Source organism: Sporomusa termitida (assembly GCF_007641255.1).
GTDB classification, from domain to species: Bacteria; Bacillota; Negativicutes; order Sporomusales; family Sporomusaceae; genus Sporomusa; species Sporomusa termitida.
In genome coordinates, this window is record NZ_CP036260.1 from 115,119 (window position 1) to 131,118 (window position 16,000).

Here is a 16,000-nt window from a genome sequence, read left to right on the forward strand (position 1 = left end):
AGTAATAGTGGTGCAAAAAAATTTGACCTGATGAGGCACGAAGGGGAGAAACTGAACTTGAATACAAATTTGCTCAAAGAACGCAAGGCAAGAATAAGAAAGGCCTTTTCGCTGGAAAAGCCGGACAGGACTCCGGTGGTACTGATGGCTGACGCTTTCTGTGCAACACATATGGGGGTGAAATTATCGGATTTTTGCTCAAGTCTTACATATTCCAACCAGGTTATGGTGGACTCGATGAAAGAATTGCAAGCCGACGCGATTTGTCATGTTACCGGATATGCCCCCATTATGCCGTTGTCATTTATGTCTAGGGTGAAATTGCCTGGCGTGAATTTGCCGGATAATGCTTTGTGGCAATTAGATGAGCAGGAAATGATGACCACAGAAGATTATGACATCATCCTAAATAAGGGTTGGATGCCTTTTATGACGGATTATATGGAAAACAGGCTGAAGATCCAGCTTGAGCCGCTGTTTGCGGAATTGGCCGAATGGCCGCAATATATCCGGAATTTTGAGAACAACGGTACTGCGGTGCTTACGCCGGTTAACGGAACTGTTGTGTATGAGCTGCTCAACGGTGGGCGTTCCATGCCCAGTTTTGTTAAGGATCTGTATAAAATTCCCGATAAGGTTGAAGCGGTTTTAGATGTAATTCAGAAAGAAACAAGTGGACGCTTACGGCATAAAATTCACGAAGTAAAGCCTGAAGTTGTATTTTTGTCTCCTGCCCGGGGGGCGAGTGAGTTTTTCGGGCCCAAACTGTGGCAGCGGTTTGTTTGGAAATATCTCAAGGCGACAGCCGACGTTATTATTGAAGAAGGTGCAGATGTTTGCTTGCACCTGGATGCTCACTGGGAACGCGACCTGGAGTTTTTCCGGGCTTTCCCGAAAGGCAGGTGCCTATTCGATACTGACGGGGCCACCGATATTTATAAAATCAAAGCAGTCCTTGGCGACATCATGGCCATTAAGGGCGATGTTCCTGCAGCAATGCTGGCACTCGGCACCCCTGACGATGTATATAATTACAGTACCCGTTTAATCGAAGATATGGGTCCCGGATTTATTCTATCCTCGGGCTGCAGCATTCCCCCCAATGCCAAAGTGGAAAATGTTAAAGCTATGATTTCGGCTGCTACTGGAAAATAGCGGGGCAGGATCGGTTAAAGAAATAAGCGAGCTTAAAGAGGCAGCCAGCCGGCCCGGTGGCTGCCTCTTTAAGCTGATGTCTGCTTGGCAAAAGCCCAGACTGGCATGTGCCGTTATCCCACTCAAGGTCTGACTTAAGGCGATCAGACTGTCTTAGATTTAGGAGCACAATCTGGCGCCGGGAACCCGGCGCTATGACATAGGGGTTATATCTGGCCGTCATATCGGTATTGGACGATTGTCGCTGTCTATTTTAGAATAATACCAGGTTTCAAAATAATGAAAAAACGAAGGAGCACGAGAGATGGCAAAAACAGTTCTAGAACAAGCCCGCGAGATACCGGTTTATTGCGAATGTGATATTTTAGTTGTGGGTGCCGGACCTGCGGGCGTTACGGCAGCGATCGCCGCAGCAAAAAACCACGGTGGCAAGGTCGTACTGCTGGAACGCTATCCGTACCTTGGCGGCATGGCCACCGGCGGACAGGTACTTGCAATCCCCTTTCTTAGCGATGGTCCCCAACAGCTGATTGCCGGTATAATGGACGAATGGATTGACCGGTTGCGGTCAAAGCCAAATGGGGTTTTCGGACCCGACAAATCGGAAGTTGGGTCCACAGATGAAAAAGTGCTGAAAAAATACCGTCACCACAATGTTTTCGGTTTAGCTAATGTCCGCTACGGAGTTAACGTGGACCCGGAAATGCTAAAAATAGTCCTAAATGAAATGGTGAGGGATTATGGTATTACCGTATACTGCCACTGCTGGGGCTGTCAGGCCGTCATGGAAGAACAAACTGTAAAGGGTGTGATCTTTGAGAGCAAGGAAGGCCGCAAGGCTATTCTCGCCAAAGTAACCATAGATTGCACCGGTGATGGTGATATTTTCGCCTCGGCCGGTGCTGATTTTGAGCTATCGACCTTTGCCACTTCCCGTACAAGCAACACCGCTCTTGTATTCCGACTCGCTGGCGTTGATTATGACCGCTTCGCCGAAACGTTTTATAAAACCAATCTGGAGATTCTCGATATACACGCAAATGGCGGCAACCTTGGTGAACTAAAACAGCTGGTGGGATTTTCGCTGTGGCCGTTTTCATCCCACCGCAACGACATCATCTGGATCAACAACTGGATTCCCCGTAACTGCATGAGTATCCAGGGGCTAACGGAAACCGCTTTTACGATGACGGACGCCGCGCTAAAGATTATCACCTATTTTCGCGAACAGTTTCCCGGGATGGAGAACGCATACTTGTATGATTTTGCCTCTCAGGTTGGTACCCGGGGCAGCCGCAGACTTAAAGGGGTTGAAAGGCTGACCATGGACAATATTGCCCACCGTACCGGGCGCGATGATCTTATTGCAGTAATGCCCACCCTCGGCGGAATGGAAGAGTACCCCAGGATAGAAATACCTTACGGTACGCTCGTTCCCGAAACGGTAGACGGTATTCTCGCCGCAGGCCGCTGCTTTTCTTCTGAGGAGACCGCTAACGAGGAGGCAAACTGGATACCCCACTGCATCGCTCTCGGTGAGGCGGCAGGAACAGCCGCCGCGATCGCTCTTAACACGGCAGTACAGCCGCGTGCTGTTGATATCAAAAAGCTCCAGCAAACATTAAAAGCACAGGGGGTTTATCTATACGACCAGTAATTTCTATCCGCAGGGCTCCGGTATCAGCCGGAGCCGGACCATCAGCTCCGCCTATCTATATCATAAAAGGGGGAAAGCAGCATGAACGGGAACAATACCAATGTAATTGCCGCGCGGGCTTCGGAAGTCGATGTCGGAAAACTTATTGATCATTCCAAGTTGAATAAGGTATCGCTGATGACCATTATTTTGTGTGGCGCTGTAATGGTCATGGATGGATATGAGTTCGGAATAATGGCGGTTGTAGCACCGGCAATTATGCAGGATTGGGGTGTTAGCCCCGCCGTATTCGGAGGGGTATTTTCGGCCGTCTTTATCGGCTATTTTTTCGGGGCGTTGGTATGCGGTGCGCTTGCAGACAGGATCGGCAGAAAAAAAGTTCTTATTCTTACGGCAAGTATTTTTACTGTTGCATCCTTACTTATATTCTTTTCTCAAAACGTTACTCAATTGATTCTGCTGCGTGTAATAGCCGGTTTCGGTATCGGCGGCGCAATTCCAGTCGCAATTACATTGACCAGCGAATGCGCGCCAATAAAAGGAAAAGGAAAGTATTTATCTGTTATGTATACGGGCAATGTCTTAGGTTCAATGCTTGCCGGATATATAGCAGGCTTTTTGTTACCGACTTTCGGCTGGCGTGCGTGTTTTATTGTAGGCTTTATTGTTCCTTTGGTAGTGATAATTTTGGTGCACTATTTCCTGCCTGAATCGGCCAGATGGCTTTGTGTAAAGTGGAAAACCAGGGAACAAAGGGAAAATCTTATTACAATAGTCAAACAGATAGATCCCAATATCCAAATTACTGAAGACACTGTGTTCTCAACTGCAGGCACAACGAATCAGGAGAAACATTCTACCAAAGATCTTTTTGCCGGAAAACTGAAATGGATGACTCCGGCGGTGTGGGCTTTTTACGGCATCAGTAATATAACACTTCTTTTTTTCCTTTCTTGGGGACCGCAGCTAATCGTTATGAAAGGTTATGCGGTTTCAACGGCGGCATTTATATCCGGAAACGCTATGGTTTTTGGTGTACTTGCTGTCCTGGGCAGCGGATTTCTTTATGACAAAATTGGACTTAGAAGAGGCTGGATCGTGTATACCGTCGGCGGAATTACCGTTTGTTTTTTAGGTGGAGCAACAGAAAATATATTTATCGGCCTGTACTGCTTAAGCAGCCTCCTGATCAACTGCGCGCACATGGCTGTAACCATACTCACCCCTAACATATATCCGCCGGCAATAAGAAATCAAGGCGCCGGCACTGCCTTCGCTGTGGCGAGACTCGGAGCCATCGCCGGCCCGCTGATCGGCGGCTTCCTGCTTGCAACTCAATTGGAAATGTCACTATTGGTAACGCTAATGATCGCTGTGCCGATGTTCATCGTTTCAGTTCTCTGCTATATCACAGGCAGACAGTATGATAAATATTTCGCGCCTTTATACGCCGGCCAGCTTGAAATCAAGAAATAATAAGAACAATCTATCTATGGATTGATTCAAGTCTGTGGAAGCGATGAAGCAATTGATAAATTGGCGGAATAGTTTGTCAATAAAACATAAGGAGGAAAAAACTGATGAAAAAAACTCTCGTAACTTTGCTTGCGCCCGTTTTTATTCTAAGCAGCGGCGCCACTGCGCTGGCCGCTCCGGCTAACCCGTTCGTCGACGTTCCGGCCAAACACTGGGCTTATGACGCGGTAGCCATCCTGGCGAAAACCGGCATCGTTGACGGCTATGGCGACGGCACCTTCAGAGGCGACCGCAACATGACCCGTTATGAAATGGCTGAAATCATCGACAAAGCCATCGCGAAAGCTGACCAAGCCGACGCCGTCAGCAAGGCGCTCATTGACAAACTGGCGGTTGAGTTCGAGGCGGAACTTAACAGCCTGGGTGTCCGGGTGGCTAAAGTCGAAGCAAAACAGAACGTTTGGATCGGCGGCGAAACCCGCCTCCGCTGGGTAACCAACAGCCCGGCAAGCGAGACCGGCAACGCCAAACTCCATGGCTCCGACAATTTCGAGTTTCGGCAACGGCTCAAGTTTTGGGGCACTGTCAATGATAATGTTTCCTGGTACGGTCGTCTGACCACTGTCGGCGGCAACAAATTCGGCGCTTATGAAGGTATCAGCAACTCCGGCTCAGCGGTCGGCATCGACCTTTTCGCCATTACCGCGAAGAATTTCCTCGGCATCGACAGCCTGCGCGTCGGCCGTTTTCCCCTGGATAGCGTCGGCCACGGCATCCTCGGCAAAGCCATCGGCGTCGACGGCTTCCGGCTTGACCAGCAATTCGGGCCTAATGTTACCTTCACCGGCGCTGTCAACAACGTGAAATGGAACGCCAACGCGATTACTAATGCTGCAGGCAATCCCGGTGTTTCCGTTCCGATTGATGGTACAGGCTTGCCGGGGAGCGGCGATGCCAGAACACTGACCAACGGCCAGCTAGCCTTCAAACTAACTGACAACTTCGGCATGAAAGCCGGTTACTACTGGGCCGACATTCCTGGTGGCCGGACCACCATGAACGTTGCTGCGTCGTATCCTGTGACCATGTTTGACCGCTCCCAAGGCTGGATTGTCGGCTTTAACGCCAAGGTCGGTGATTACAAACTGTTTGGCGACTACATGTCCACCACGCTGGATAACAACGTTGCTTCCGGCCCGTTTGCCATTTCGTCTAACCCCAAGGGCTGGTTCCTCCAACTGACCAACAGCAAGGTAAGCCCGTATGTGATATATGGGGCAGCTAACCTGGTCAATCCGGTCCAGGTGGGTACCGATGCCTGGATGGTATCGTATCGTTCGCTTGACGCGGGTGTAAGCCCCTCCGGCGCCGGCGGCTGGGACACCGGTACAGTGGCCTACGCCACTCAGCTGAACGCCTTCACCAAAGCCTCCGACAACGTAAAGTGTCTCAGCTTGGCATACCAGAAGGTTATTGCCAAGAATGTCCTTATGTCCCTGGAATATGCCGACTTTAAACTCAAGAACAAAACTCTGGCCGGTCTGAACAGCGACAGCCTGGATAAAAACACTCAGGTAAAATTTGAATTCTTCTACTAAATAAAACCGGGGACTCTGGAGCAGGGTACCGTCCGTTTTAGCCCATCCCATTTTACAACTGCCGAAGAAATTGAACAGGCTGTGGAAGCTGTCCGCTTTGCTGCCGGAGAAATGCTTTAAATCTTTACAACGAAAAAACCCCAAGCTGGTACGGGCTTGGGGTTTCTTTGTTGCGTAAGCGAATACCACATGCTATGCATGTCCCCCAAACAGCGGAATGGAGAGGAGCAATGAATGAAATAATAACAACAATTAAGGCAACCAGAGGCTTCGACGAAACGGAAAACGAATAAAAAAACTGCGTGTTTGTGCGTATTGTCGGGTCAGTACCAGGAACGAAGATCAGCAGCATTCTTTTGATGGCTCAAATCAGGCATTATTGGAGAGTATGGCAAAAAAATTAATTACAAACCCCTTTTTTACTGCTAAACTATAACAAGTATGTTACAACTTGTTATGGTATTCTTTCAGCCTGGGAGGAATTTTATGGATATACGTCTGATGAAAGAGTTTATCTGCTTAGCGGAACAATTGAATTTCAGTAAGGCGGCAAGCAGATTGTATGTCTCGCAATCTGTTCTTAGCAGGCATATCGCGAATCTGGAAAAAATTTTGGGAGTGCAGCTGTTTATTCGGGATACCCAATCGGTGCAGCTTACAGCTGCAGGCGAATTTGTGCGGGATGAATTTGCCGCTGTCGTTGCCAAGTATGATGAGGCTATAAGAAAAATTAATCAGATGTTGTCCGGTATTGTGGGAGAGTTGAGGGTAGGTTTTCTTGAGAGAGCAGTAAAAATTTTTTTACCGGACTTAATCACCCAATTTCGTTCAATGTATCCCAATGTTTCTTTACAGCTGGATCAATATAATATGGGGGCCTTGGCGCAGGCATTAAAGCGCGAAGAAATAGATATCGCGTTTTCATTGTTGTTTGACCAACCAGAAAAAGGATATAGTTCGAAAACATTGTACAGGGATTCTCTGGCTATAGTTTTGCCTAAGAACCATCCTTTTGCCGGCAAAAAGGTAATTTCACTTGCAGATTTAGCACACGAACCCTTTATTTTTGCAGGAAAAGGAGAATCTCCCGGAATGTTCAAGCGTGTAATTGAATTATGTATGGCAAATGGATTTTCACCAAATATTATTAAACAGTATTCTTTTCCGGAAAATGCATTGCTAATGGTGAAAACAGGGCTAGGTATTGCTATACTGTCCCGCCATATGGAATCGACGGATTCGGATCTATGGTTTGGGAGCATAGAAGGGGATAATACGAAAATTGACGTTGTTATTACTTGGAAAACAGCAAATACAAATCCTGCTATCCAACTTTTCTTAAAACTGCTTGATTCTATTACATTCTGATATTAATCCACCTGACAGCAATTTATAAATTGCTGTCAGGTGGATTAATACTTTAGTTGTGCAAGTGAATAGAACGACTCTGTCTTGGCGATAGTTCCAGTTTCGTTATGCAATTTCGGAATAATGAAACTCAAAAATCACAATTCGCAGACTCCGAAAAATTAGTTAATATAAGAGTAGATAATGGTTAACTTTTGAATTTTAAGGATCATGTTCGGCTAAATATTGCAGAGTTCATCGCAGGGGTTAACAAGGATTGGCCGGCGAAGTCGGATATGCAAGCCGGCGGTAAAGGCTGTCAATCCAACTCCGCGGGTATTTAACCGGAATAGAAATTGGAGGTGTAAATGAAATGAGTCACAACCATAATTCATGGGGTTGGATGCTGGCATTAGACTTCTTTTTTGGCGGTATGGGTGCCAGTATGTTGGTCATTGCCGGAATAGCTGATTTGTTTTTGGGGGCTGGCAAGACTTCTCTTTTGGGTGATTTTATGGGCCCTGTTTTTGTTGCTTGTGGTGCAGGACTGCTGACTTTTGAACTCGGCCGTCCTTTCCAGGCCTGGCGGGTTTTTGTAAATTCCCAGGCGATGCTTACTAAGGGAGCCTGGACTATGACCCTTTGTATTGTTTTCGGCTTCGCTTATTTTGGAATCGAATTTCTGCCTATTGCTCCCGGCCTTATCTCCGCTTACTTCGGAATCGAAATTTTACCTATTGTTTCCGGCTTTGCCTCCGCTTCCTTCGGCATCGAAACTCTGCCTTGGCGCGGATTGGCGGCACTGCGTCAAGTTTTAGCCGTACTCTGTATTATCACGGGCTTGGTAGTCGCTATTTATCCTGGCATCTTACTGGGCAGGCTTAAATCCTGCCCGTTATGGAACGGCCCTGGGTTAATGGCCTTGTTTTTGCTGTCTTCGCTGGCAACCGGAATTGCTGCCCACATTGTTTGCGGTTTAATCCTGCCGGCAGTTGCCAATGGCGTACTGGAAAGGTTGCCCCTGCTGCTGGCAGCGCTGCTTTTTAGCCAGTTTATCCTCTGGGCGGCTTATATATGGATTAAAATTACCGGCACCACCGAACAGGAGGCCGAGGCCGCCCGCAGATGGACAAGGGGCGGCCGCTATGCGGCGCTGTTTAAAATTGGGTTTATGTTATTCGGGACCGTGCTGCCGCTGATCCTTTTTTTCTTCGCCAACCCAATAGCTGAGGCGGTTGCCGCCTTACTTGTCATCTTTGGCGGCGCGATCATGCGTAACCTGGTGCTTTACAGCGGACAAGACGGTACAGGCGCACCCGCGATTCTAGGTCCGGTTTTAACGAATGTGAGAACCGAGTAATGCAAGACTGAACCCGGTTGCAACGGATTAGGAGGTAGACAAAAAATGAGATACGGAATGTTGATCGATTTGAATAAATGCAGTGCCTGCGGAGCCTGTGTCATAGCTTGTAAGATCGAACAAGGTACGCCTCATCAGACGTATTGGGGCAACCTGTTTTATAAAGAGGTGGGCCGCTATCCTTTCGCTAAAAGGCGCCACATTCCCATGGCGTGCATGCACTGCGCCGATGCCCCCTGTGTCAAGGAGTGCCCGACGAAAGCCAGTTATTATGATGAAAATGGGTTGGTACTGGTAGATGCCGATAAATGTGTTGGCTGCAAGGCTTGTATTATTGCCTGTCCATACGGTGCGCGCCATTTCAACTTCAGTACTCCTATCAATAATCCCTATTGGGGTAAGGGTCAGGAGGCAACGCCCTTTGCTTTGGCCAAGGCCGATTGCCATCGGCCGGGGACAGTAGGCAAATGCACGTTTTGCGTCGGTCGTTTACAGGAAAACAAGCAGCCGGCCTGTGTTCAGACTTGTATAGTAAACTGCCGTATTTTCGGTGATCTGGATGATCCGAACAGCGAATTGGTCAAACAGATTCATGAGAAGGATGCGGTTCCCCTGCACTCGGAGTTGGGGACTAAGCCTTCCGTATATTATGTGGGTGAATTTTAAGGAAGCAAATAGAAATATTTCTGAAGGAAGTGGTTGAAATGTTGAGCAGCATAAAAGAATCTTTAAAAAAAATAAAGGTTGACAGCGCTGCGACAGCTTCTTTAAGTGGCGGGGAATTGGCTTTAAAAACTGCCGCTGTTTGGGCTGAAGGCAGTCCGGTTCCCCAGGGGAAGAAGGAATATAAAGGGTATTGCCACATGTGCATGGCAGTTGGGTCGTGCAGCAATATCGTTACCGTAGAAAACGGTGTTGTGACGAATATTGAAGGGGATCCGGAGCGCACGACCAACCGCAGCACTTTATGCGCCCGCGGCAAGGGCGCAATAATGAATATGTATAACCCCTATCGTATTAAAGCCCCCATGAAGCGAACCAATCCCAAGAAAGGGATGAATGAAGACCCGGGGTGGGTGGAAATCTCCTGGGAGGAGGCAATCCAAATTGCGGGGCAGAAATTAAAGGAGGTCCATGACCGCGATCCGCGCGAACTCGTGCATTTTTATGGATTTGCCGCCTACGAGTGTTCTCATGGCACCTTTGGTCATGGACATTGGGCCAAGTCCGTTTTTGGCACGCCCAATGCAAGCAGCTGCAAAGGTCAGCAGTGCGCGGTTCACTACGGCGGAGCGCTGACAATGACGGCCTTCCCTACGGTCAATTATGATGCCGCCCACGTGAAATATATCGTTGCTTTGGGGAAGGGGCTGGGGCTTGATATCGGCGGCGCTAACGGAGACGCCAGAGGCGCCGCTTATGCCTGGGAAAACGGCCTGCACAGTGTAGTAATCGGCCCTTATTGTAATATTGAAGCCGGCAAAGGCGAATGGATTCCTTCCAGACCGGGAACGGACCTTTCCATTATTTATGCGTTATTGCATACGATTTTATATGAGTTAAACCGTTTTGATATTGATTTTGTCAAACGGAGAACCAATGCGCCTTATCTGATTAATGGCCAGGGCGAATACGCCCGCGGCAGCAGCGGAAAACCTCAAATCTGGGATGCCGCCAGCGAAAGTATGAAAGATTTTGATGACATTAGCCTGCAGGATCCGGCCCTGGAAGGCAGTTTCGCCTGGCAGGGGGAAAAAGTTCGGCCGGCGTTTACCTTGTTTAAAGAAAGCCTCAAGAACTTTACGCCTGAATGGGCCAGCGGGATTTCCGCTATTCCTGCAGACACCTTGCGGCGAATTGCGACTGAGCTCGTTGACTACGCGCAAATCGGCAGTACTATTAATATTGACGGACAAGTCATGCCGTACCGGCCCTCATCTGTAATATTGGGCCGCGGTGTATCCAATCATGTCGATGGCACATTGATTGATTGCTTCAGCCGTGTTCTGAATATGCTTTTAGGCAATATTGGCTATCCGGGTGGGATCACTTCTACTGGTTCGGCTCTTTATAAAAGAAATGCCGACGGTGTCGTTGAACCCATTTCCGAAGCCACGACGGCTACCAGTTTTCATTGGCCGCCGCAGTATTTGGATTTGTATGATTTTTTCCCGCACAGGCATTCCACCAATGCGCTGATGCTTCGTGTTATCTGCGATCCGCAAGCATGGGGGTTTGATTATAAGCCGACCGTGCTGTTTTCATCCGCCGCCAATCCTGTTACCTGTTGCGGTGACCCGGATATTGCAATCGAGGCCTTAACCAAATTTGATTATATTATCTACCATGCCTGCTACCATATGGATGAAATGGCGATGATGTCGGATCTGTTATTGCCTGAGGGCGCAGCCTTGGAAGAGGATTCGCTGCATTTATTTCCCGGCATTGAAGCCACGTTTACCACGGGAGAAAAGGACTTCTATACCAAGCACAGAGGGATTATCTGGAAGAATGGCGTTGGCCGTTTATATAACACGATGAATGGCAACGACGTCCTGATCAAAATCCTGAAAGAGGCAGGCCTCCTGCCGGCTCTCAATGACTGGGTCAATAAAAACGGCTGTGTCGGTATTCCGAACCCGAGCAGTCCTAAATTTAAAGATCCGCGCTATCAACTGGATGTAAATAAGGAATACACCATCATGGAGATGTGGGATCTTAATTTAAAGAGCAGCGGACTCGGCATTGATCTGAATTACCTGAAAGAGCATCGGTTTTTCCCTACGCACGGGATGAAATCCAATGCAGACTTATACCCTTCGCACAGAGATAAAGAAACCCGCTTTCCGATTTATCTGATGTCCCAGAAACACAGCGGTGATTTTCTCATTGCCGAAATTCAAAAAGCAGGGGTCGATACGAAGAAATATGTGGGAGTCTCTCTGGATGAATTAAGGCGTCGTTACACGGCTGTGCCTTATTATCCTGATGATAGTCTCAGACCGATCTTTAACCATCCGCCGGAATACGATATGTCGAGCTTTACCTTCCGTATGCCCATGTTCTTGTACCGCATGGGTTCGATGGATCAAAACCCCATTACCAGAGATTGGAGTTCAAAATACCACCCGGAATTTAATACGGTATTGATCAATGCCGAAACCGCCAGAAAAAAGGGAATTAATGAAGGTGATCTGATCGTTGTTGAATCTCAATTCGGGAAGACACAAGGAAGAGCCTATCTGACACAGCGCTGTCATCCGGAAACGATTGGCATCGGAGGAACCCTCGGGCGAAAAACACGCTGGCTGGGAAAGGACTTGGTGAATGATACCAGCTATAACGATATTTGGGGTGCCCCAATAGGCTATGTTGATCCGATTGACGGGGCAGTTGAATTTACCATTGCTGTTAAGGTTTATAAAGCATCAGCACTGCCTGGGAAAAAATCGGCGAGCCGCTAGGACAACCCGGAAAAGGGGGACTGGCATCGGCACATACAGCGGGTTAAACGGCCGGGCGGCAGGCGTTTCCGGGGTAGCCGACACAACGGGTTGAGAGGGCCGCTTGCAAAGGAGGAAATATAATGGCTCAGGAGATTGAGATGACTCAGGAAGTTAAGTTGAAAAAAAGGATAGAAAGCTGCCGGTTTTTTAATGCTGTATTTTTAACCTTGCCGGATCATGATTTTGTCAAGCAAATTTTGGGGTTATCTGCAAGTGACGCTACGGAAAGCCGGGGTATGCAGATGATTCGGCAATATGCGCAAAAACACCAGCCGAATGCGGTAGAGAATACTTTACAGGAAATAGCGATTGACCGGTCTAGATTGATTCGCGGCATGTCGAAAAGAGGGCCTCGCCCTCCGTATGAATCGATTTATGTCAAGGAGCCGCCGCAGAATGTTACGGGCAGCTTGAATCAATTCTACGCCAGGTTAAACTGCGGAGTAAGTGAAACGTTGTGCGAACCCGGCGAACAAATTGGGGTGGAACTTGCTTTTGTCCAATTGCTGCTGGAACGTCAGCTTGAGGCCTTGAAAAATGGCGATGCGGATAAGGGTAAGAACTATCAGGGCATGCTTCAGAATTTTTTACGGCAGCATTTGGGACGGTGGGCCTCAGAATATGCCCAAGAGATGGAGCGATATGCCCAAACTGATTTTTATCGGGGCATCGCTTTATTGCTTAAGGATTTTATGCAGGAAGAGATGGAATTCTGATGAACTGATCGCAAAAGGTGGAATGGGAAAGTTGGGTTAATAATTTGAATCTCTATATTGGGCATCGAAGTGAATGCCACGGTGGGGATCGCCAGCCGATCATGTACGTGGACGGCGGGTTTGCGGCAATAGCTAATGATAAGTTAAGGGCGGTGGCAAAATGATGCCGGAAATGGTTGAATTAATAAAGAAACTTAAGTATAATAAAATCAGTATTGACTTTCATGAGTAGCTTAAATATGATATTGGAATAATAAATTTCAGTATATAGTAATTAAGCCTAGCTTATTAGAAAGCAACGTGTATTGACGTTGCCTTCGGTGAGCTGGGCTTTTTGCATGCTCAGAAAGTATACTCCAATTCAGGCGGTGCTACTTAATCAATCTTCCGGAGGGATCTAGATGGAATTTACTTCTGTACATTTAATTGGTCTAATTGTCACGATTGTCCTTGTGATTGGGAGCGGCATATATTCAGCGCGAAGTATGAAATCAGCTGAAGGATATAGCCTGGCAGGTCGTTCAGCGGGAGTGATACTGATTTCAGGCAGCATTGCCGGGACGGTAATCGGCGGCGGCGCTACGGTGGGAACAGCGCAAATGGCCTACTCGCTGGGATTGTCCGCCTGGTGGTTTACTTTAGGGTCGGGGATTGGCTTTATTATCATGGGCTTGTTTTATGCGCGGCCTCTGCGTAACACCGGCTTGGAAACAATCCCCCAGTATCTTGTGCTTAATTATGGCCGGGCGGCCGGGCCGCTGGCCAGTATTATCGCCTCTATTGGCATTTTATTCAGTGCTGTGGCGAGCTGCTTGCCCGGCATCCAGATCATCGCGGCCATCTTTGGGATTACCCCCTGGCCGGCGGCGATGATTCTGATTACGCTGGTAGCTGCCTATGTTACCTTTGGCGGTATGAAGGGTGCCGGCGTTTCGGGCATGCTGAAACTTATTATTATCTGGGTAACCTTGTTCGTTGCCGGAGCGACAGCCTGTTTGGCGTTGCGGGAACTGCCGGATTTTGCCATAGTTTTTCCTCCTTTTCCATGGTTTAGCCTGTTTGGCAATGGTGCCGGTATGGCGCTGGGTAACCTATTTTCACTGATAATAGGGATTATCTGTACGCAAACGTATATTCAGGCGGTTTTTTCGGCTGCCGATTCACGCACCGCCATGGTTGGCGCTTTTACCGCAGCCATGGTTGTCATTCCGGTAGGTCTGCCATCCGTAGCGATTGGCATGTTTATGCATGCCAATCATCCGGATGTTTTGCCAATCCTGGTATTACCGATGTATTTACTGCAATATCAGCCAGCCTGGCTGGGCGGGATTGGTATTGCCGGTATCATGCTGTCTTTAATTGGCTCCATTGCCGGTCTGGCCCTGGGGATCGGCACGATGATTTCCAAGGACATCTGCTGTGACCTGCTGAAGATTACTAAAAATAAAACAGTGCTATGGATAAACCGCACTACTGTCGTAATTGTGACCTTTATTGCCTGTCTTATCTCTATTCTCAACTTAAAATCCAGTGTGCTGGAGTGGAATTATATGTCCATGGCCTTGCGCGGCGGCGGTGTTTTTCTACCGCTGACGCTGGCCATATTTGCCCCTGGGATCCTGACACCAAACTGGGCGGTTGCCTCCATGATTGTAAGCACCTTAGCCGCCATTATTGCTCAGTCTGTCTTACACCTGGCGATTAACCCGCTGTTCATCAGCATTGCGGTGAGTGCAATCTTAGTAATAATTGGAATTATGTGGGGCCGAAGGCCTGTTCAAACTGAACGCTAGCTGGTCTTGACAAGATTATTAATTATATATTATATTTTCCATAGCATATATTGTCTGAAAATTATACGTCTTAAAAAGAATATTCGTTTGAAATCTGACTTTATAAACTATAAGCAGAGGACTAAAAGGAATGATCACATTGGGATTTATCAATAAACTCGAATTTAGGACAAAACAGGAGCTTGTGTATAAAGAAATAAGAAGATCAATAGTTAATGGCAATTTTGCCCCGGGTGAACGGTTGGTTATTACCTATTTGGCTAAAGAATTGGCAGTAAGTGAAAGCCCGATCCGGGAAGCGTTGAAACGATTAGTTTCCGAGAATTTTGTGGTAGAACAGGGAAATGGACTGTATGTTGCTCAGTTATCGAAAGAGCAGTTTTTAGAAATGCTGGATGTTCGCCTGCAACTGGAATTAATTGCGATCAGGCTTTCGGCTAAATATATTACGGACGATGGAATTCAGGGGCTTAAGCAGGACCTAAATGAGATGGAAGCGGCGTTGCGCAGGGAAAATTTAGTGGAATACTATGACTGGCATAAAAAATTCCATGAGGATTGTTTTGCCTTCTGCAATGTTCCCTATTTAATCAGAGCATTAACTGATGCTGCCGATCATAATGAGCGTGGCATTAACATATTTAAACTTCGGATCTGGCGCGAAAAGCCAGATATTAAGCAACACAAGAAAATATTAAATGCTTTGGAAATATATAATGCAAATGAAGCAGTCCAGGCGCTAGAATTAAATAGGAAGAAAACCTTTAACTTTTATATTGAACAATTAACAGGCGATTAAACTATCAACGGTTTCATTAATATTTTAAATATTGACAGAATAAAATTATTATACTATATTTTAAATATGCAATATAGTATAGACTATATTATCTGAAAAATGAATAATCAGGCCAGGAAACAAACAGAAACATCCAGCGCGGGGAGGATTGAGTAATTGAAAACACTACTATTTTCCGCACATGCTCAGCTTCCGGAAGGAACAGATATATACGAAAACTTCAAGTATGTATCATTAGTATTGACAGTTGACGGCAATAATGGAACAATACTGGAATGTTCCACGCCGGTATATTGTAAACAGACTAGTGATTTTGTAGCTGATATTGTGAGAGGAAAATCATTGGAGAAAGACGTAAGTACAATACTGGGGGAGATTGAAAGCAGAATGCATACAGGCTCCAAGCGTTCTCTTATTACCGCAGTGCAAATGATTCATAATCGCTATATGATGGCCAAAGAGAAAAAACTGGTCAGAAAAAATGCGTAACCTACAGGCTATCTTGTAAAATACACTAACAACTGACGACATACTGTGCTTCAGTTAGCGTATTGAAAAAAATAGTTGAACAAAATAAGAAATGTAAGTATAAT

The 16,000-nt window shown here is 47.1% G+C and carries 12 protein-coding genes; all 12 read left to right on the forward strand.

Going from position 1 to position 16,000, the window contains the following annotated elements; translation table 11 throughout:
• The first annotated feature begins 57 nt into the window (after positions 1-57).
• The 12 genes from SPTER_RS24385 to SPTER_RS24440 all read left to right on the forward strand — a co-directional run bounded on the left by SPTER_RS24385 (position 58) and on the right by SPTER_RS24440 (position 15,896).
• Positions 58-1,155 (forward strand): uroporphyrinogen decarboxylase family protein, encoded by a 1,098-nt coding sequence (locus SPTER_RS24385; protein WP_246105655.1) that lies wholly within the window; start codon positions 58-60, stop codon positions 1,153-1,155.
• A 304-nt stretch (positions 1,156-1,459) separates the two neighbouring features.
• Complete coding sequence (locus SPTER_RS24390; RefSeq protein ID WP_144353159.1) at positions 1,460-2,812, forward strand: FAD-dependent oxidoreductase; 1,353 nt, start codon at positions 1,460-1,462, stop codon at positions 2,810-2,812.
• 81 nt (positions 2,813-2,893) lie between these two features.
• A complete protein-coding gene (locus SPTER_RS24395) occupies positions 2,894-4,288 on the forward strand; it encodes an MFS transporter (RefSeq protein WP_144353160.1) in 1,395 nt (464 codons plus the stop codon).
• A gap of 104 nt (positions 4,289-4,392) precedes the next feature.
• Positions 4,393-5,886: an S-layer homology domain-containing protein gene (locus SPTER_RS24400; protein ID WP_144353161.1), complete on the forward strand. Its 1,494-nt coding sequence runs from the start codon at positions 4,393-4,395 to the stop codon at positions 5,884-5,886.
• A gap of 486 nt (positions 5,887-6,372) precedes the next feature.
• On the forward strand, positions 6,373-7,254 hold the full coding sequence (locus SPTER_RS24405) for a LysR family transcriptional regulator (RefSeq protein ID WP_170233429.1): 882 nt from the start codon (positions 6,373-6,375) through the stop codon (positions 7,252-7,254).
• 352 nt (positions 7,255-7,606) lie between these two features.
• Positions 7,607-8,593, forward strand: coding sequence for an NrfD/PsrC family molybdoenzyme membrane anchor subunit (gene nrfD / locus SPTER_RS24410; protein WP_144353163.1), 987 nt, complete (start codon positions 7,607-7,609; stop codon positions 8,591-8,593).
• 45 nt (positions 8,594-8,638) lie between these two features.
• Positions 8,639-9,259 (forward strand): 4Fe-4S dicluster domain-containing protein, encoded by a 621-nt coding sequence (locus tag SPTER_RS24415; RefSeq protein ID WP_144353164.1) that lies wholly within the window; start codon positions 8,639-8,641, stop codon positions 9,257-9,259.
• Positions 9,260-9,297: 38 nt separating this feature from the next.
• Entirely contained in the window at positions 9,298-12,057 is a 2,760-nt protein-coding gene (locus SPTER_RS24420; RefSeq protein ID WP_144353165.1) for a molybdopterin-dependent oxidoreductase, read from the forward strand.
• A gap of 122 nt (positions 12,058-12,179) precedes the next feature.
• Positions 12,180-12,815: a TorD/DmsD family molecular chaperone gene (locus SPTER_RS24425; protein WP_144353166.1), complete on the forward strand. Its 636-nt coding sequence runs from the start codon at positions 12,180-12,182 to the stop codon at positions 12,813-12,815.
• Between the two features lie 401 nt (positions 12,816-13,216).
• Complete coding sequence (locus SPTER_RS24430; RefSeq protein ID WP_144353167.1) at positions 13,217-14,608, forward strand: sodium:solute symporter family protein; 1,392 nt, start codon at positions 13,217-13,219, stop codon at positions 14,606-14,608.
• Positions 14,609-14,738: 130 nt separating this feature from the next.
• Positions 14,739-15,407 (forward strand): GntR family transcriptional regulator, encoded by a 669-nt coding sequence (locus SPTER_RS24435; protein WP_144353168.1) that lies wholly within the window; start codon positions 14,739-14,741, stop codon positions 15,405-15,407.
• Between the two features lie 156 nt (positions 15,408-15,563).
• Entirely contained in the window at positions 15,564-15,896 is a 333-nt protein-coding gene (locus SPTER_RS24440; RefSeq protein ID WP_144353169.1) for a DUF3870 domain-containing protein, read from the forward strand.
• Positions 15,897-16,000 lie beyond the last annotated feature (104 nt).

Coding starts and splice junctions, on each gene's coding strand:
- SPTER_RS24390 (WP_144353159.1), top strand. CDS start 1,460: ATGGCAAAAACAGTTCTAGAACAAGCCCGCGAGATACCGGTTTATTGC.
- SPTER_RS24395 (WP_144353160.1), top strand. CDS start 2,894: ATGAACGGGAACAATACCAATGTAATTGCCGCGCGGGCTTCGGAAGTC.
- SPTER_RS24400 (WP_144353161.1), top strand. CDS start 4,393: ATGAAAAAAACTCTCGTAACTTTGCTTGCGCCCGTTTTTATTCTAAGC.
- SPTER_RS24405 (WP_170233429.1), top strand. CDS start 6,373: ATGGATATACGTCTGATGAAAGAGTTTATCTGCTTAGCGGAACAATTG.
- nrfD (WP_144353163.1), top strand. CDS start 7,607: ATGAGTCACAACCATAATTCATGGGGTTGGATGCTGGCATTAGACTTC.
- SPTER_RS24415 (WP_144353164.1), top strand. CDS start 8,639: ATGAGATACGGAATGTTGATCGATTTGAATAAATGCAGTGCCTGCGGA.
- SPTER_RS24420 (WP_144353165.1), top strand. CDS start 9,298: ATGTTGAGCAGCATAAAAGAATCTTTAAAAAAAATAAAGGTTGACAGC.
- SPTER_RS24425 (WP_144353166.1), top strand. CDS start 12,180: ATGGCTCAGGAGATTGAGATGACTCAGGAAGTTAAGTTGAAAAAAAGG.
- SPTER_RS24430 (WP_144353167.1), top strand. CDS start 13,217: ATGGAATTTACTTCTGTACATTTAATTGGTCTAATTGTCACGATTGTC.
- SPTER_RS24435 (WP_144353168.1), top strand. CDS start 14,739: ATGATCACATTGGGATTTATCAATAAACTCGAATTTAGGACAAAACAG.